The organism is Roseateles sp. P1_C1_2 (assembly GCF_056406535.1).
The window spans coordinates 226,069-243,958 of sequence record NZ_JBFUAB010000001.1 but is presented as its reverse complement, the minus strand read 5'-3'; the positions used below and the strand labels follow the sequence as shown (position 1 = coordinate 243,958).

Here is a 17,890-nt window from a genome sequence, read left to right as displayed (position 1 = left end):
ACCACGTTTCGTTCTCGACCAAGGGTTTAGGGATTGGCCGGTGCTGTCCCAGTCTGTCAACGTACGGGACAGTTTGGCTGATCGCTCGCCTCACCTTTGAAGGGGACGAATCGATGAACCGCATCCTGGTAGCTGCTGGCGTACTGAGCGCAGCGTTTTCGGCGCATGCTGACGTGCAACTTGCCGCGTCGCTCGCGGGCTTACAAGTCCAACTGATCGACCTGGACCCTTTGGACGGCATCGCCCCGGCCGTCACATGGCTGGGCGGCAATTCTTATGGCGCGGCGTACGCCTTATCGGCGCGCGACCAATACGACAACAAATCCACGTCGCTTCCCTCGCCTTTCCAAGCAGTCGCTGGTTCAGGTTCCTCCAGTCCAAGCACGGCGGTGTTTGTGGCGCTGGGCAGTGGTGATTTGACAGGTACCAGCTTCGAAGCCAAGTCGGGCTACGGCCTGAGCTCGGCGCAGGGCTACTCCAGCAACTACGCACTCGCCGCCTCAAGAGCCCAGTTCTCATTGACGCCGCACACACGACTGGTCTTCTCTGCTTGGGCGACGACGGATGTGAGTTCATCGCTAACCGGAGAAATCGACAATCAGGTGAGCCTCGCTGCCTTCATTCGCTTGCAGGGGGCAGGGGTGCCAAGCGGCTACCAAGAAACTTTCAGCCTCATCCTACCCCCGAGAACTGCGGGAGTTTTCAGCCGGCACAAGGAAGAGAGACTGAGCCTCGTATACGTGAACACGACGTCCGGTGACTTGAACGGCGAGTTGTGGGCGAGGGCATCGGTTCAGCAAACGCTGCAGCCCATACCGGAGCCAACCGGCGCCGGCTTGCTTTTAGCTGGTATCGGGTTGGTGGCCGCTCTCGCAAGGCGCCGCCGAGATCACGTTCGATCGTAGGAATTGGTGGCTGTCCGGATGAACGTTCAACGGCGGCCGTCCGTGGGGCTGCGTGCGAGGTCGAATCGATGAAACGCCTCAGTGTTGCCGGCTTCATTTTGCTGACTGCGCTGTCTGTTCAAGCAACTTCGGAACTCACGGCGACGTTGAGTGGGTTCAAGCTCGAGTTGATTGATCTGGACCCGCTGGACGGCATCACTCCGGCATTCACGACGGTATTCGCTTCATCAAGCGGGGCGGCCATGGTCCGCTTGCCCAACGAGTTCGCTCAGTACGAGCGCTTCTACGCTGCATCGTTGTTTTCTCCCGCAGACCGGTCCATCTCGGCGGGGCCTCTCACCAGCGAGCTGCAATTCAGCGGTGCTGACTGGAACACTTTCAGCATGCAGAGTCAGGTCCGTTCATCGCTTGCCTCAGTGACCTTCATACCGACGGAGAGCGAGAGTGACGCCAGCATCTATATGGGATTCCGCCTCACACCGAAGACATCACTGCGCTTCTCAGCGCTGGCGGCACTTGATGCTCAGGCTTCAATGTTGAACGGCGATCACAACGTGCAGGTCTCCACGACGGAAGTTCGCCTCAATGTCAATGCGGGCGCCGGCAGCGAGACCTATAACCGTGACCTTCTGCTTGCGTACCGGGCGCCGCGAGATTCGTTCGACTTCTTCAGTCATCAAGACACAGTGCTGGAGTTTGTTTATCAAAACACCCTGGCGCAGGAGGCGGGCGGAACCATCGAAGTGCGGACAAAAGCGGTGCAAGCCATCTACTCGCCTGTGCCAGAGCCCAGGGGCGCATGGACGCTCGCTGCCGGCCTGACTGTCTTTGGCTGCGTTGCAAGGCGCGGGCGATGGCGGCGGCGCGACGGTCCCTGTTGAAGACGTGCTGGACGCCAAATTCTTGCTCACAGCCCATACGCGACTGGTCATTTCCGCGCTGGCGACGACGGATGTTGCTTCGTCCATGTCCGGCCACATCGACAATCAGATGGACCTTGATGGCTTTCTCCGAATCGACGGCGCCGGCGTCGAGGTGGCATTCCGCAGCACGAGCAAGAAGTTGTGAGTCTGGCGTTCGTAAACGCTACGTCGGATGTCATGGGCGGCGAACTTTGGATCGGCGCATCGGTTCGCCAGATGCTGTTGCTCGTTCTCGAGCCCACGAGTGCGGCGATGTTTTTGTCAGGGCTCGGCCTGATGGCGTGCTCATATTGGCGCCGTCGTTGCAGTCACACGTTGATCCGCGTGCGCAGAGGCAATACTTCTCTTTGACCGTCTCATGCGGCGACACGCGCCTTGTGAGATGCGGACGCTTACAAAAGAGCCCATTGGTCCCTTCGTAGGGATAGTCGAGGGCAATCAACGGCTTGAGTATCCGTACTTCAACGGAATTGCCAGTGGCAATGAAGAGGGGCGGTATGAATAAGTTCGTTGCGGCTGCGGTTGCGCTTGTGGTGTCCTGCTCTGCAGGCGCGGGGGTCACGATGAATTCCGTCATGGGCCCATTTGCTGTGCAGCTCACGGACCTGGATTCGACGGACGGTATCCAGCCGGCGCTGACATTCAGCAGCGGGCAGTCGTTTGGTGCGGTTGGAGCCACGCCGCCCTTTTCCTTCAACTCCCACGTCTCCAGCAGCCACACCATCTACAACCCGGCGAACATCGACCTGTCGGTGAACCCCATGATGGCTTCCGTGGGTTTCAGCGGCAACGGAACATTGCAGGGCGCCGGCATGACCGCGGATGCGCGCACCTCCTTGAGTGATGGCAGCGGCACGGGCTTCAGCCTCTATGCCTTCACGGCGGAATCCGGCACCTTCACGCTGTCGGCGCACACGCAGCTGCAGCTGACTTCCAAGGCGTCTGCGAGCGTCCAGGGATTCTTTTCAACGGGCCCGCAGTTCAATCGAAATTTCTCCAGCGCCGTGCGCATCCAGATCAGCGGCAACGGCGGTCTCAACGGCGATTGGAAGGACGTCAGCGACGCGCTGAACATCGACATGGGCCGTACCCTGGTTTCATTCGACGAGCGTGGCGAACGCTTGCTGGTCACCACGTTCTCCAACCAGACGGACAGGGATGTTCTCGTGAACGTGCAGTCCAGCGTGGCCGTCAACGGGAATGTGTCGCCGGTGCCGGAGCCGGCAAGCTGGGCGCTGCTGGGGTGTGCCGCTACGCTGGTGGCTCTGGTGGAAGCAAGGCGACGCCGCAAAAGGGCGGCGTGATGGCCGATGGAGGCAAGCGCAGGGCAACTGCGTTGACTTCAACGGGCGACAAGGTCAGCGGCACTTGCGCGCTGCGGGCGTCAGCGATGCACTACACCACGGCTGAGGCTGTCTGATGCTTGCGAAGCCGCGAAGTCAGCTTATGTTGAAGCGGTTTTTCGAGCGCCGCATGGATGGCGGAGCCAACCAGCAAGGACAACAGCACGGCGACAACGATCAGCGCGTCGACAACGAAGGCCTGTGTCGGGACGACTTTCAGCAAGTCCAGAGGCTTCAACACGAGCCAATAGATCACAGGCATGTGGAACAGGTATGTCGCATAGGACGCAGCGCCAATTTCAGTGGCGTGCTTCAGGGGCCGAACATCGTGGCATGACAGTGCCGACCAGACGATCAGGCATGCCGGAAAACCGAAGCAAATGAAGCGCAACGGATGCTCCTCAGGAATCACTGCCGCGATGGCCACGGTGGCGGTCAACGCGATGAAACCCACCAGCGCGGGAAGTCGAGGGAGTTGGCCTGCCTTGAACAGCGCGCCGAGCACCATCCCATAGATGAACTCCAACGAAATCGGTGCGGCGAGAAAGTCGACGACCGCACTCCCTGGAGCAAGGAATTGAAAGAGCAAGACGATGCTTGCAAGCGTGGCACTGATCGTGAGAGCTAGTTGCCGACCTCGCACCAGCGCTGCGGCAAAGCACAGATAGAAAAACACCTCATAGGACAGCGTCCACCCCACTCCAACGATAGGTTGGACGTGGCCGTTTGCGGCCATGCTGGGAAACAGCGTCAGGGACGCCAGCAATCTGCCCGGCGCCAGAGCGAAGGGGTCGACATTGCCGCTTTTCAAATACACCGCCAACGCGCCAAGAACAGGTAGCAGGGTGGCGATCCAGTACAAAGGGTAGATGCGGATGAATCGCCTGACCAAAAAGCCGCGAGCAGCTGCGGAGCCGGTATCCGTCGACACCGTGTGCATCATGATGAAGCCGCTGATGACAAAAAAGATGTCGACGCCGATGACCAAGAAGTTCCAAATCGGTGTGTCGGAAAACAGCGATGCACTTGCGAAGTGACCGACCTGCGCCTTGCCATCGAACGCTCTGATGGCATGGTGCAACACCACCATCGATGCAGCCAGCCCTCTGAGGGCTTGAATCGTCCAGATGTCCTTTTTCATCAAGCGCTCATGATCTCTCGTCGAAAACTTTCTTTTGCGTCTGCCGCAGTCCTGATTTCAGGGCGTGCTTTTACCTCAGCTCCTCGTCAAAAGCTCATGGTTTTCGGGGACAGCATTTCCGCAGGTTTTGGTCTAGCGCCAGATGAAGGCTGGGTCTTCATGATGAGCAGCCGACTGCAGGCCTATGGTGTTGAGGTCGTCAATGCAAGCAGAACCGGCGAGACCACCAAGGCCGCCATCGAACACTTGCCCGGCGATCTTGAACGGCATCACCCTACTCATATGCTCATCGAACTTGGAGTTAACGATGCGCTGCGTGGCTTGTCGTTGGCAGAAGCGAAAACGAACTTGATCACTATGATCAACCAGGCGCGTTCAAAGGGCGTGGCCGTCGGCTTCGTCGGGATGAAGTCAGGCACAGCAATCGGGAGAGCTACGCCTGAAGAGCAAGCAAGAATGTTTCAGGAAGTGGTGTCGGTGACCGGAATTCCCAGCATTCCGTACCTGCTCGAAGGTTTTGGCCTGCGCCCTGGCGCTGAGAAATATTTGCAGAAGGATCGGCTGCACCCCAACAGCCTCGCGCAGCCGATGATGCTGGACAACGTCTGGCCCTTGGTGCGCAGCCTGCTAGGCATCTAGCGACTGATTGCGCTGAACGGTTTCGTGCCGAGACTTCACGTTGCCGAGCTTCCCTAGCTTGAATCATTAGACCTGCAGCATGTCAGTGAGAGCATTGGTCATTGGCCTGGGATTGCGCAGGCAATGCAGACGCGCATCGCACAAAAAGATGTCCGGCAGTTCGAGCCTCTGATCAAAGACAAAAGGGCGGCGGCGCCGCCCTTCTCCGCAATGCGAGCGCGCCCGCGCGCGGTTATGCAAACAGGCTCGGCCCGGCGGCAAAGCTAGAGAGGTTGGGTAGCACAACCTGCTGCTCGCTGCTGCTCAAGCCCATCCAGCCAGCGAGGCTGCTGGCGAACTGCGTGACACCCATGCTGGGCAGCAGGCGGCCCGAGCCGACGTCGTTCGCGGTGCCAAGGGCGGTGACCGGGAAGTCGCCCAAGATCTGCTTGCCCTTCACGGCGCCGCCGAGCACGAATTGGTGGCTGCCCCAGCCGTGATCGGAGCCGTCGCCATTGCTCAGCAGGGTGCGGCCGAAATCGCTGGCGGTGAACAACGTGACGTTGTTCAGCAGCCCCAGGGCCTGTATGGTGTTTAGAAACCAGTCCACGGACTGTGCGACGCGGGCCATCTGGAGGGGCTGGTCGCGCATCTGGTAGGCATGGGCATCGAAGCCGCCGATGTTGACCATGAAGACCTGACGCTTCATGCCCAGCGTCGGGCCGGCCGAAATCATCTGCGCGACGATGCGCAGTTGCTTGGCGATGCTTTCGTTGGATAGCGTGATGCTGGTGCCGCTGGGCAGGGCGATCGGTGACGTGGGCAGGGCCGGCACGCCGCCGGCCGTGATGGCAGCCTGCAGGGCAGCCGTGGTGTTCAGCGAACGCTGGGCGACTTTGATGTATTCGGCCTGGAAGTCGTTCGGGCTGGACGCCGCGTTCAGCATGCTGCGCAGAGCACCGGGCACGGCGGCGCTGCCTGCGTGCCAGCCGTCCTGGGCGGCGTTGATTTGCACCACGCCGTTGGCGCCGATGTAGTAGGGCGTCACCTTGGAGCCGGCCAGGAACACGGCGTTGCCGCTCGTTCCCACAGCGGTGAAGACCGGCTGCTGGTTGGCCGACATCAGCGCGTCGCCCATGCGGCCGCCCCATCCCGAAGGGGCGCCCTCGGTCTTCAGCGACTGCCAGGTGGCGGCTTGGTCGTTGTGTGAGAACAGCTTGGCCGGCACTCCGGCGCCGCCGGCTGCGAACTCGGCCTTGGTGATCGGACGCACCAGGGTACCGACATTGGCCACAACGGCACATTGGCCTTGCTCGTAACGCCGCTGCAGCGCCGAAAGTTCCTGCGGCATGCCGAAAGTGCGGCCGCTGGCTTGGCCCGAGGTGCTGAGCGATAGCAGCTTGTTGAGCGGTACGGCCAGGTCGGTGCGGGCGGACGCGTAGCTGGCGTAGTTGGTGCTATCCATCGGCACGACCCAGTTGTGGCTGTCGTTGCCGCCGCTCATGAACAGGCAGACCAGGGCTTTGTAACCGTCGCCGGTGTTAGCAGCCTGAGCTTGACTGGCCGCCAGAGCGCCGAGACCGGCGAGGTTCATGGCGAGGGGAGCAGCGTGACGACCGAGACCGGCAGCGACGAGGCCGGAGGCAGCGGAAAGGAAGGCGCGGCGAGAGGCGTTCATGATGGTGAGATCTCTGCGGTGTCGGGGTTACGGCTGGAACACGAACTCGGGCGAGGCGAGCGACAGGAAAGTGGCAGCACGAGCGCGAAGGAGGGGGCCGTCGGTATTGGTCGTGGGAATCTGGCTCATCATCTCGATGAGCTGGCCCCGCAGGGACGGCGTCATGCGTCCCCCGAGCAGCAGCAGGTTGAGTTGGTCGAGCAGGGAGGCGATGTTGTCGCTGCCGGCCAACGTGGCTTGCGGCGCGTAGTTCGCCACCAGATCGTTCGCGGCCCCGGTCCAGGCAATGCCTGAGCCGGCCATGGCTTCGGCCATGTTCAGCCAAGCTGCGACAGTGGTTTCGTTAACGATCTGGAACTCCGGCGCATAGGCGCCGCGGGTGCTGAACTTGCTGTTGGGGGGCACATAGCCAGGACGGTAGTAGCTGAACACCGACGGCGAGCCAAAGGCGCGCTCACCCTGGTCGTCGAGCAGCCAGGGCATCGGGAAATCGCCCTTAGCCGACCTCACGTTGAAGGCCCTGATCCAGTGGGTCACACGCAACACGGGCTCGCGCAGCTTGCCTGCATTGACGGCCGGTGTGTTGCGGGCCTCGGGATCGAGCAGGATGGCGCGCACCACCGCGCCGAGGTCGCCGCGCACGCCCTGGCCGTTGTTGTTGAACACCGCGGTGATGCGGCTAACGTAGGCTTGGCTCGGATTGCTGGTGACAAGGTGCTGAATCAGCTGGCGGCCGATGAAGGGCCCCACGTTGGGATGGTTGAAAAGGGCGTCCAGCACGGCCTTCAGATCGGCTTCCGCGCTGTTGCCGGCCGGCAGGCTCAGGGCCCACCTTCGGCCCGTGAACAGCTTTTTCTGCACCGTGGAATGCTGGCCAGGGTAGGCCTTCATGCGCTGGAGATCGATCTGCGTATCGTTGGCCATCGACACGCTGGGCGTGACCCAGCGGAAGTTGGTGAGGGTCAGCTGTGCGTCGGGGAAGCCCCAGCTCCACCCCGTGAACACCTTGGACATCGCCAAGATGTCGTCGTTGTTATAGGTGTCGATGGGGTTACCGTTGGGGTCCAGATGCAGGCTGCCATCGGCATTCAGCTCGTACAGGCCGATGGTGAACAATTGCATGATCTCGCGAGCGAAGTTCTCGTCAGGCATGCGGCCCACGCCCAGATCTTCTGGGCGGTTGCGGATGTGCGAGAGATAGATGCCCATGGCGGGGCTGAGGGCGATGTCCTCCAGCAGGTCGCGGAAATTGCCGAACGCCTGCTTGTGGAGCATGTCGATGTAGTTCGCGTAGGAGCGAGCCTGGAATTGCAGGTTGCTGTCCGCCTGCGAGATCATGAAGATCTTGTGCAGCGCAAAGGCGGCGCGCTGGCGCAACTGGTCGGGCGCGTTGATGGCCCGCTCCCAGAACTTCTGACCCGCCCAGGTGTAGTTGTAGTTGGCGCCCAGCGGCCGGTAGGCGTCGCCCAGCGCGTACTTGCCCTGGATGTAGTTGACGAAGTCGGCGGTGTAGGGAAGCGCCATCTGCGCGGCAATCCAGTCGCTATAGCTGGTGTTCACCAGCGTGTTGACGTCCGCCAGGGTCGGGCCGAAAGTGGCCTGCTGCAGGAAGCGCACGGCGTCGACCTTGCGGTCCCACTGCGTATCAACCGGATTGGTCGGCCAGATGACTCGCAGCGTGGCGGCCCATGGAATATTGATCTGACCCTTGATTACGTCCTGGCCATCAAACGCAGCTGCCCCGGCACCTCGGTCGATGGCTACGCCGGTCGCGGTAGACGGCACGACGGTGTTGCCGTCCGAGAGATAGGTGATGTAGAGGTTGCGGTCCACGCCGTTGACCACGGCGTCGTTCGTAAATACGACCTCGACCTTGGCGCCGCCGGTCAGGCCCGGGGCGTTGATCCTGTAGTCGGCCAGCGTGGTGGACGTCACTTCCACGCTGCCCACGGTGACGCCATTGATCAGCACCGAGACCATGGCGCCCACGCCGCCAGCGACGTCTGCACGAGCGCGGAGCATCAGGGTAGGCGTCGCAGACACCTGCGCGGTCACGGCCATGGCCTTGACGAGCGCAGGAGCGGCCTCGACACCGCCGGTAGCCACGAAGATGGGTTGCGTGGCCGGAGCCGTCGCGGCTTCAGAAGCATTTTGAGCCTTGAGGGCCGCTTCAGCCGCCTTCACTGCCGCCGCCGCCGCCGCTTCATCCTGCGCGGCCTTCATCGACTCGACAGGTGCTGCAGCCCTGTAGGCTGTTTCAGCCGCATCGATGGCAGCCGATGCGGCAGTGCTTGGCGTCTCCGAGGCCGATGCCACACTCGCTTTTGACGATTCACCCTTGCCGCCCCCGCAGCCGGTCACGAGACCGGCGACGAGGAGGGCGCTGATCAGGGCTGAAAGCGGGCGCGAGGCGTTGGAAGAGGGGTACATGGCGATCTCGGTCGTAGGGAAGGACTGCCACGCCGAACCGACCTCCGGCGTGCAACCCGAATTGTCTTCAAGGTGCCCCCTCGTTTAGGGGGTTTGAACCTGAAAGCAAAAGTAGCGCTCGTGATCCAAACCACGCGACCCGTGCATTAGCAATGCGATGAGTGTGAATCTCACGAATGGGCCTGGGCGGGCGATGAGCGTCAACCGCCGCATGCAAGTTGAGGGTGCCGATTTTCTGAAGCGTTCGAGCGGCTGTTGGACAATGGCAATCGTGCAAAAGTTCTTATCAGCCTAGGAATCACCTTGAAGGTACTTGTCACCGGAGCCGCCGGATTCATCGGCATGCATGTCAGCCAGATTCTGCTGGCGCGGGGCGACCAGGTCGTTGGCCTCGACAACCTCAATGACTACTACAGCCCCCAGCTCAAGCACGACCGCCTGGCTCGCCTGACACCCAATCCCGGTTTCAGCTTCGTGCACATGGATGTGGCGGACCGCGCCGGGATGGCCAAGCTCTTTGCTGACGAGCGCTTCGACCGCGTCGTTCATCTGGCTGCCCAGGCAGGGGTACGCTACTCCATTGAGAACCCGCACGCCTACATCGACAGCAATATTGTTGGCTTCACCAACATCCTGGAAGGCTGCCGTCATGGCGGCGTGCAGCACCTGGCCTATGCGTCCAGCTCCAGCGTCTATGGTGGCAACACGCTGATGCCGTTCTCCGAGCATCACAGCGTCGACCATCCCATCAGCCTCTACGCGGCCACCAAGAAGGCCAACGAGCTGATGGCACACACCTACTCGCACCTTTTTGGGTTGCCGACGACGGGCCTGCGCTTCTTCACGGTGTACGGGCCCTGGGGTCGGCCGGACATGGCGCTTTTCCTGTTCACCAAGGCCATCATCGAGGGGCGGCCTATCAACGTGTTCAACCACGGCAAGATGATTCGCGATTTCACCTATGTCGACGACATCGCCGAAGGCGTGGTGCGCGTGTTGGACCGCACGGCCACGGCCGATCCCGATTACGACCCCAACAAGGCCGACCCGGCGCGCTCCAGCGCTCCCTATCGCGTCTTCAACATTGGCAACCACGCGCCCATCCAGCTGATGAGCTTCATCGAGGCCATCGAGCAGGCGGTGGGGCAGGAAGCGGTCAAGAACTTCATGCCGATGCAGGACGGCGACGTGCCGGCCACGCATGCTGATGTCGAGGAACTGGCGGCCTGGACGGAGTTTCGGCCAGCGATGCCCGTACCAGATGGAATTCGGCGCTTTGTAGCCTGGTATCGGGACTACTACAAGGTGTGATTCCCCGGGGGCTGTCATTCGCTTGCGTTAAAAACGGGTGAACCGCTTTTTTGCACGAGGATAGAGAATGAAAGTCACCGCCATCGGCACCGGCTATGTCGGCTTGGTCACTGGGGCCTGCTTGGCCGAGATGGGTAACCACGTGGTTTGCCTGGACGTGAATCCCGAAAAGATCCGTGTCCTGAATGACGGTGAGATCCCCATTCACGAGCCCGGCCTGCTGGAAGTGGTGCGCCGCAACGTGGCGGCCGGCCGCCTGCAGTTCACGACCGACGTGGACATGGCCGTGCAGCATGGCACGCTGCTCTTCATCGGCGTTGGTACGCCGCCGGACGAGGATGGTTCGGCCGACCTGCAGTACGTGGTTGCTGCGGCCCGCTCCATCGGCCAGCGCATGACGGACTACAAGGTCATCGTCGACAAGAGCACGGTGCCGGTCGGTACGGCCGACAAGGTCCGCGCCGCGGTCAAGGAAGAGCTCGAAAAGCGCGGCCTGGGTGACATGGCCTATGCGGTGGTCTCCAACCCCGAGTTTCTGAAGGAAGGCGCAGCGGTCGAAGACTTCATGAAGCCGGACCGCGTGATCATCGGCTCCGACGATGAGCAGGCCACGCTGCTGATGCGTGCCCTGTATGCGCCCTTCAATCGCACCCAGGACCGCATGCTGGTCATGGACGTGAAGAGCGCCGAGTTCACCAAGTACGCCGCCAACGCGATGCTGGCTACCCGCATCAGCTTCATGAACGAACTGGCCCTGTTGGCCGAGCGCGTCGGCGCCGACATCGAATTGGTGCGTCGCGGTATCGGCTCAGATCCGCGCATCGGCTACCAGTTCCTGTATGCGGGCGCCGGCTACGGCGGCTCCTGCTTCCCGAAGGACGTCAAGGCGCTGGTCAAGACCGCCGCCGACAACGGCATCCCACTGAAGGTGCTGACGGCCGTAGAGGAGGCCAATGAGCGCCAGAAGCGCGTGTTGGTCGACAAGGTCGTCGCGCGTTTCGGTAACGACCTCAAGGGCCGCCGCTTCGCCATCTGGGGCTTGGCTTTCAAGCCCAATACTGATGACATGCGTGAGGCGCCGTCGTTGGTCATCATCGATGAACTGACCCGGCGCGGTGCGACCGTGGCGGCTTATGACCCGGTATCGATGCCGGAGACGGCCCGCGTGATCGGCCCGCGCGACGACGTGACGCTGGTCGAGCGTGCCGAGGCGGCGCTGCAGGGCGCCGACGCGCTGCTGATCGTGACCGAATGGAAGGAGTTCCGCACGCCGGACTTCGACGCCATCAAGTCGACGCTCAAGGCGCCTGTGGTCTTCGATGGTCGCAACCTCTATGACCCCAAGCTGATGAAGGCGCTGGGTATCGACTATCGCGGCATCGGCCGCGGTTGACCCCCCTAGCTGCGCTTGGCAGGCCTGACGCTTGCTTGCCTCTGTGCACTCATCACTATGTTAGGAGGCCGGCATGGCCAAAGCAATGATCCTGGCTGCGGGCCAGGGAACGCGGGTGCGTCCGTTGACGAAGCACACACCCAAACCGATGGTGCCGATCCTCGGCAAGCCGGTCATGGAGTACCTGGTCGAGCATCTGGCGCGCTACGACGTCACGCAGATCATGGTCAACGTGGCTTTCATGCATTGGAAGATCGAGAACTACTTCGGGTCTGGCCACCGCTGGGGCGTCGAGCTCGGCTATTCCTATGAAGGTGTGCGAGAGCAGGGCGAGGTGATATGCAAACCCGTCGGTTCGGCCGGAGGCATGCGCAAGATTCAGGACTTCGGCGGTTTCTTCGATGAGACCTTCATCGTGCTGTGCGGCGATGCGGTGATCGATCTCGACATCGAGGCGGCCGTGGCTGAACACAAGGCCAAGGGCGCGATTGCGAGCGTCGTCACACTGGATGTGCCTCGTGAGCAAACGAAGAGCTACGGCATCGTTGTCGCTGATGCCGATGGTCGGGTGACGTCTTTCCAGGAAAAGCCGAATCCCGAGGATGCCAAGAGCACGCTGGCCTCAACCGGCATTTATATCTTCGAGCCAGCGGTGCTGGACCTGATACCGCCCGGTGTCGAATTCGACATCGGAAGCCAGCTGTTTCCGCTGCTGGTGGCGAAGGGCCTTCCCTTCTTCGCGCAGAAGCGCCCGTTCAACTGGATCGATATTGGCCGAGTGACAGACTACTGGGCGGTGACCCAGCAGGTGATGGCCGGAGGTGCAGCGCAGATGGACATGCCAGGGCGCGAGGTGCGGCCTCAGGTGTGGGTGGGCTTGAACACCTCGGTGGACTGGGACAAGGTGCATATCGAGGGGCCGGTCTATATCGGCTCCAACGTGCGCATAGAGCCGGGCGCCCGTGTGGTTGGACCGACTTGGATCGGCCACGGTTCCCATCTGCGCACCGGCTCGATCGTTGAGCGTTCCGTGCTCATCGAGCACACCCGCATCGGCGAAGGCATGACTGTGCGTGAAATGATCATTTCGCCGCAATACTGCGTCGACCGCACCGGCCATACGAGCTATGTCGGCGATGAAGTGACGCCGCTGCGTTGGGGCGACGCGCGCGCCTGAACCTTGTTCGGGCCTAGGCCGAAAGCAATGCACCGATGTCGTACATCTTCGCCTGAGCGGGCAGACTGGCTCAGTCGAAGTGCCGGGCTTGGTGCAGCGGTGGCGCTGCCACGTCCTTGGCGGAGAGTTGTGGCGTTATGCCTTCCAAAGGCCACGCGACTCCGATCGTCGGGTCGTCCCAGCGCACCGCGCCCTCGTGCTCAGGCGCGTAGTGGCCACTGGTCTTGTAGAGGAAATCCGCGGTTTCGCTGATGACTACAAAGCCATGGGCGAAGCCAGGTGGAATCCAGACCTGGCGCTGGTTTTCGGCGGTTAACTCGTAGCCCACCCAGCGGCCAAAATTGGGGCTGGAGCGGCGCAAGTCCACGGCGACGTCGAACACCGCACCACTCACGCAGCGCACGAGCTTTCCCTGGGCATGTGGGGCGAGCTGGTAGTGCAGGCCGCGCAGCACGCCGCGCGAGGAGCGTGAATGGTTGTCCTGCACGAACTTCACGTCGTAGCCCACGGCTGCGTTGAAGCGCGTCTCGTTCCAGCTTTCCAGAAAGAAGCCACGCGCGTCGCCAAATACCTTGGGTTCGATCAGCAGGACTTCTGGAAGGCTGGTGGGCGTCGCTTTCATGGTCAGTTGGCCAGGTCCGACAGCAGCTTGAGCAGATATTGGCCGTAGCCGTTCTTGGCCAGCGGCTGGGCGAGCGCCTCGAGCTGTGTGGCGCTGATCCAGCCCGAGCGGAAGGCGATTTCCTCCGGGCAGGCCACTTTCAGACCCTGGCGTTTCTCCAGCGTGGCGATGAACTGGCCGGCCTCCATCAGGCTGTCATGCGTTCCGGTGTCGAGCCAGGCATAGCCCCGGCCCATGATCTCGACGCTGAGCTGGCCTTGTTTCAGGTAGTGCGCGTTGACGTCGGTGATCTCCAGCTCACCACGCGCACTCGGCTTGATGCTGGCGGCGATGTCGCAGACCTGCTCGTCGTAGAAATACAGGCCCGTGACGGCGTAATTGCTCTTGGGGTGCTTGGGCTTTTCTTCGATGGACAGAACCTGCAACTGCTTGTCGAACTCGACGACGCCATAGCGCTCCGGATCGGTCACGTGGTAGGCGAAGACGCTGGCGCCCTGCTCGCGAGCGGTGGCGCTGCCAAGCAGCCCGCCAAAGCTCTGGCCGTAGTAGATGTTGTCGCCCAGCACCAGGGCGCTTGGCGAGCCGCCGACGAAGTCCCGCCCGAGGATGAAGGCCTGGGCCAGGCCATCGGGGTTGGGCTGCACGCAGTAGCTGATGTTCAGGCCCCAGCGCGAGCCATCGCCCAGCAGGGCCTCGAAGCGGGGTGTGTCCTGTGGCGTGCTGATCAGCAGGATGTCGCGAATGCCCGCCAGCATCAGCGTGGTCAGCGGGTAATAGACCATCGGCTTGTCGTAGACAGGCAGCAACTGCTTGCTCATGGCCAGCGTGGCTGGATGCAGGCGCGTGCCGGAGCCGCCAGCGAGGATGATGCCCTTGCGGTTTTTCATCGGAGACCTCAGAGAATTTCGTTCAACATGCGTTCCACGCCCTGCTGCCAAGGCGGCAGGGTGAGGCCGAAGCGCTGCTGCAGCTTGGTGGTGGCCAGGCGCGAGTTCAAGGGGCGCTTTGCGGGCGTCGGGTAATCGCTTGTCGGGATGGCGAGGATCTGCCCCGGCGTCACCTTGATGCTGGCGCCACGGGCTCGCGCGAATTCGATGACGAAGCGGGCGTAGTCATGCCAGCTCACCGCACCGTCGGCGACGGCGTGATAGGTGCCGGTCAGCGCGGGGTTCACGCGGGCGGCGCGCAGCATGGGCACGGTCAGGTCAGCCAGCAGCTCGGCCCCCGTGGGCGCGCCGATCTGGTCGGCGATGACCTTGAGCTGCTCGCGCTCGGCGGCGAGACGCAACATGGTCTTGGCGAAATTGCCGCCGCGGGCGGCGTAGACCCAACTGGTGCGCAGGATGAGGTGCTGGCAGCCGCTGGCGCGGATGGCGTCCTCGCCCTCAGCCTTGGTCGCGCCGTAGACGCTCAAGGGGCCGATGGCGGCCTCCTCGTCGCGGGCATGGGTGCCGCTGCCGTCGAAGACGTAATCCGTCGAATAGTGCACCAGCAGCGCACCCATGCGCTTGGCCTCGATGGCGAGCAGGGCAGGCGCGGTGGCATTGATCTGGCGCGCCAGCTCGGGCTCGCTCTCGGCCTTGTCGACGGCGGTGTGGGCCGCGGCATTGACGATGACCTGGGGGGCCATGGCCCTGACGCGCGCCAGCAGGGATTCAGGCTGGGTGAAGTCGGCTCCGTCGTCGTGGTCCATGGCCACGACCTCGCCGGCCACGGCCAGCGAGCGCTGCAACTCCCAGCCGACCTGGCCACCCTTGCCGAGGAGAAGGATCTTCATCGGTTCAGTCGTATTGCTTGGCGACCCAATCCCGATAGGCGCCGCTCTGCACGCGAGCGACCCAGTCCGGGTGATCGAGATACCACTGCACCGTCTTGCGGATGCCGGTCTCGAAGGTCTCGGCCGGGCGCCAGCCGAGTTCGCGTTCGATCTTGCGCGCGTCGATGGCATAGCGGCGGTCGTGGCCGGGGCGGTCCTTCACATAGGTGATGAGGCGCTCATAAGGGCCATCCGCCGAGGGCTTGAGTTCGTCGAGCAGCGCACACACCGTCTTGACGATGTCGATGTTGGCCTTCTCGTTCCAGCCGCCGATGTTGTAGGTCTCGCCCAGCTTGCCGCCGGCCAGCACGGCGCGGATGCCGCTGCAGTGGTCGGTCACATAGAGCCAGTCGCGGATCTGCTGGCCGTCGCCGTAGACGGGCAGGGGCTTGCCTGCCAGCGCGTTGACGATCATCAGCGGGATCAGCTTCTCGGGAAAGTGATAGGGCCCGTAGTTGTTCGAGCAGTTGGTCGTGACGACCGGCAGGCCATAGGTGTGGTGCCAGGCGCGCACGAGGTGGTCACTGGCGGCCTTGCTGGCCGAGTAGGGGCTGTTGGGCTCGTAGGCGTTCGTCTCGGCAAAGGGCGGATCGTTGGGTTTCAGCGAGCCATAGACCTCGTCGGTCGACACATGGTGGAAGCGGAAGGCGGCCTTGGCCTCGGCTTCCAGAGCGCCCCAGTAGGCGCGTGCCGCTTCCAGCAGCGTGAAGGTGCCGTCGACATTCGTCTTCATGAAGGCGCCGGGGCCATGGATGGAGCGGTCCACATGGCTCTCGGCCGCGAAGTGGACGATGGCGCGCGGGCGGTGCGTGGCCAGCAGCTGGTCAATCAGCGCGCGATCGCAGATGTCGCCCTTGGCAAAGAGGTGGCGGGCGTCGCCGTCCAGCGCGGACAGGTTCTCGAGGTTGCCGGCATAGGTCAGCACGTCGAGATTGACCACCGGCTCATCGATTTGCGCCAGCCAGTCCAGCACGAAATTGCTGCCGATGAAACCGGCGCCGCCGGTGACCAGGATCGTCATGTCGTCATTCTCAATGGAGCTCGAACGACGCATCGTAGGCGCTCCGGCGCCGTCGATGGCGCCGAAAAGCCGGGGCTTTCAGGTCCGCCCGTAGGTGTCTTCGAAGCGGACGATGTCGTCCTCGCCGAGGTAGGAGCCCGACTGGACTTCGATGATCTCCAGCGGCACCTTGCCCGGGTTGGCGAGGCGATGAGTCTGGCCCAGCGGGATGTAGGTGGACTGGTTCTCGGTCAGCAGGATGGTCTTGTCGCCGTTGACGATCTCGGCCGTGCCGCTGACGACGATCCAGTGCTCCGCGCGGTGGTGGTGCATCTGCAGGCTCAAGGATGCGCCCGGCTTGACCATGATGCGCTTGACCTGGAAGCGCTCACCCGAGTCGATGCTGTCGTACCAGCCCCAGGGGCGGTGCACCTTGCGGTGCAGGGCGTGCTCGCCGCGCTGCTCGGCGCCCAGGCGGTTGACGATCTGCTTGACCTCCTGGCTGCGCGAACGGTCGCTGACCAGCACGGCGTCGGCCGTCTCGACAACGACGATGTCCGTCAGGCCGACGACGCCGACGAGGCGGCTGGTGGCGTGCACCAGGGTGTTCTTGCTGTCGGCGATCAGCGCGTCACCGACGAAGGCATTGCCGTTCTCGTCCTTCTCGGCCACCTGCCAGACCGCTTCCCAGGCGCCCAGGTCATTCCAGCCGGCATCCAGCGCCACCATGCGCAGCGGGATGTCGGTGCCTGGGCAGCGCTCCATGACGGCATAGTCGACGGATTCGCTGGGCACGGCGGCGAACTCGGGCTTGCCCGGGCGGACGAACTTGGCGTCGGTCTTGCGCACGGCCCAGGCGGCGCGCGTGGCGGTGGCGATGTCGGGGCGGAAGCGCTCCAGCGCTTTCATCCAGACGCTGGCGCGCAGCACGAACATGCCGCTGTTCCAGTAGTAGTCGCCTTCGGCCAGATAGCGCTCGGCGGTTTCGAGATTGGGTTTCTCGACGAATTGCGCGACGGCCAGGCCGGCGGCGTCACCCGCCGTGCGGATATAGCCATAGCCCGTCTCGGGGCGGTCTGGCGTGATGCCGAGGATGGCGATGGCACCTTCGGCGGCGATTCGGACGGCGTCCTGCAGCGCGGCCGTGAAGGCGGCGGCGTTGGTGACGGTCTGGTCGGCGGGTGTCACGACGAGGACGGGGTCCTGGCCGCCCTCGAGTGCGGCCAGCGCTGCCAGCGTCAGGGCCGGCGCCGTATTGCGGCCCAGCGGCTCCAGCAGCACGCTGCTGGGCTCCAGCCGGGTTTCGCGGAGCTGGTCCAGCACCAGGAAGCGGTGCTCCTCGTTGCCGACGATGCAGGGGCCGGCCAATTCGAACTCGGGTGAGGCCAACGCGGCCAGACGGCGGGCGGCCAGCTGGAACAGGCTTTCGTTGCCGGACAGCACGAGGAATTGCTTGGGATAGCCGCTGCGCGACAGCGGCCAAAGCCGGGTGCCGGAGCCGCCGGCCATGATGACGGGTTGGACCTGAATCAT

The 17,890-nt window shown here is 63.0% G+C and carries 17 protein-coding genes; 9 read left to right on the top strand and 8 right to left on the bottom strand.

Annotated features, from left to right (window positions below):
• The first annotated feature begins 113 nt into the window (after positions 1–113).
• The 5 genes from AC1D2H_RS01045 (at position 114) to AC1D2H_RS01025 (ending at position 3,132) form a co-directional block, all read left to right on the top strand.
• Positions 114–905, top strand: coding sequence for a PEP-CTERM sorting domain-containing protein (locus tag AC1D2H_RS01045; protein ID WP_478009570.1), 792 nt, complete (start codon positions 114–116; stop codon positions 903–905).
• Positions 906–973: 68 nt separating this feature from the next.
• Positions 974–1,786: a hypothetical protein gene (locus AC1D2H_RS01040; RefSeq protein ID WP_478009569.1), complete on the top strand. Its 813-nt coding sequence runs from the start codon at positions 974–976 to the stop codon at positions 1,784–1,786.
• Between the two features lie 4 nt (positions 1,787–1,790).
• Positions 1,791–1,973: a hypothetical protein gene (locus tag AC1D2H_RS01035; protein WP_478009568.1), complete on the top strand. Its 183-nt coding sequence runs from the start codon at positions 1,791–1,793 to the stop codon at positions 1,971–1,973.
• A gap of 32 nt (positions 1,974–2,005) precedes the next feature.
• Complete coding sequence (locus AC1D2H_RS01030) at positions 2,006–2,179, top strand: PEP-CTERM sorting domain-containing protein (protein ID WP_478009567.1); 174 nt, start codon at positions 2,006–2,008, stop codon at positions 2,177–2,179.
• A 146-nt stretch (positions 2,180–2,325) separates the two neighbouring features.
• Positions 2,326–3,132: a hypothetical protein gene (locus tag AC1D2H_RS01025; protein WP_478009566.1), complete on the top strand. Its 807-nt coding sequence runs from the start codon at positions 2,326–2,328 to the stop codon at positions 3,130–3,132.
• Positions 3,133–3,223: 91 nt separating this feature from the next.
• Here the strand turns inward: AC1D2H_RS01025 and AC1D2H_RS01020 are convergent, their stop codons facing one another.
• A complete protein-coding gene (locus AC1D2H_RS01020; protein ID WP_478009565.1) occupies positions 3,224–4,312 on the bottom strand; it encodes an acyltransferase family protein in 1,089 nt (362 codons plus the stop codon).
• A 9-nt stretch (positions 4,313–4,321) separates the two neighbouring features.
• Here AC1D2H_RS01020 and AC1D2H_RS01015 point away from each other — a divergent pair, with 9 nt between their 5' ends.
• Entirely contained in the window at positions 4,322–4,951 is a 630-nt protein-coding gene (locus tag AC1D2H_RS01015; RefSeq protein ID WP_478009564.1) for an arylesterase, read from the top strand.
• 232 nt (positions 4,952–5,183) lie between these two features.
• On the opposite strand, the gene AC1D2H_RS01010 is transcribed toward AC1D2H_RS01015, so the two are convergent.
• Together AC1D2H_RS01010 and AC1D2H_RS01005 are read right to left on the bottom strand one after the other, a co-directional pair.
• On the bottom strand, positions 5,184–6,524 hold the full coding sequence (locus AC1D2H_RS01010; protein WP_478009563.1) for a DUF1501 domain-containing protein: 1,341 nt from the start codon (positions 6,522–6,524) through the stop codon (positions 5,184–5,186).
• 111 nt (positions 6,525–6,635) lie between these two features.
• Positions 6,636–9,038 (bottom strand): DUF1800 family protein, encoded by a 2,403-nt coding sequence (locus AC1D2H_RS01005; RefSeq protein ID WP_478009562.1) that lies wholly within the window; start codon positions 9,036–9,038, stop codon positions 6,636–6,638.
• Positions 9,039–9,341: 303 nt separating this feature from the next.
• On the opposite strand from AC1D2H_RS01005, the gene AC1D2H_RS01000 reads away from it, so the two are divergent.
• From AC1D2H_RS01000 to AC1D2H_RS00990, 3 genes are all read left to right on the top strand, one after another.
• A complete protein-coding gene (locus AC1D2H_RS01000) occupies positions 9,342–10,349 on the top strand; it encodes an NAD-dependent epimerase (RefSeq protein WP_478009666.1) in 1,008 nt (335 codons plus the stop codon).
• 67 nt (positions 10,350–10,416) lie between these two features.
• Positions 10,417–11,742 (top strand): UDP-glucose dehydrogenase family protein, encoded by a 1,326-nt coding sequence (locus AC1D2H_RS00995; protein ID WP_478009561.1) that lies wholly within the window; start codon positions 10,417–10,419, stop codon positions 11,740–11,742.
• Between the two features lie 73 nt (positions 11,743–11,815).
• The gene (locus AC1D2H_RS00990; protein ID WP_478009560.1) at positions 11,816–12,919 is read left to right on the top strand and encodes a nucleotidyltransferase family protein; all 1,104 of its coding nucleotides are present in this window, start codon (positions 11,816–11,818) and stop codon (positions 12,917–12,919) included.
• Positions 12,920–12,989: 70 nt separating this feature from the next.
• Here AC1D2H_RS00990 and rfbC read toward each other — a convergent pair whose 3' ends face one another.
• The 5 genes from rfbC to AC1D2H_RS00965 all read right to left on the bottom strand — a co-directional run bounded on the left by rfbC (position 12,990) and on the right by AC1D2H_RS00965 (position 17,890).
• A complete protein-coding gene (rfbC, locus tag AC1D2H_RS00985) occupies positions 12,990–13,541 on the bottom strand; it encodes a dTDP-4-dehydrorhamnose 3,5-epimerase (protein WP_478009559.1) in 552 nt (183 codons plus the stop codon).
• 2 nt (positions 13,542–13,543) lie between these two features.
• Positions 13,544–14,428, bottom strand: a complete 885-nt coding sequence (gene rfbA, locus AC1D2H_RS00980) for a glucose-1-phosphate thymidylyltransferase RfbA (RefSeq protein ID WP_478009558.1) — start codon at positions 14,426–14,428, stop codon at positions 13,544–13,546.
• Between the two features lie 8 nt (positions 14,429–14,436).
• On the bottom strand, positions 14,437–15,318 hold the full coding sequence (rfbD, locus tag AC1D2H_RS00975) for a dTDP-4-dehydrorhamnose reductase (protein WP_478009557.1): 882 nt from the start codon (positions 15,316–15,318) through the stop codon (positions 14,437–14,439).
• 4 nt (positions 15,319–15,322) lie between these two features.
• Positions 15,323–16,378, bottom strand: a complete 1,056-nt coding sequence (gene rfbB / locus AC1D2H_RS00970) for a dTDP-glucose 4,6-dehydratase (RefSeq protein ID WP_478009556.1) — start codon at positions 16,376–16,378, stop codon at positions 15,323–15,325.
• A 78-nt stretch (positions 16,379–16,456) separates the two neighbouring features.
• The gene (locus tag AC1D2H_RS00965) at positions 16,457–17,890 is read right to left on the bottom strand and encodes a mannose-1-phosphate guanylyltransferase/mannose-6-phosphate isomerase (RefSeq protein WP_477933185.1); all 1,434 of its coding nucleotides are present in this window, start codon (positions 17,888–17,890) and stop codon (positions 16,457–16,459) included.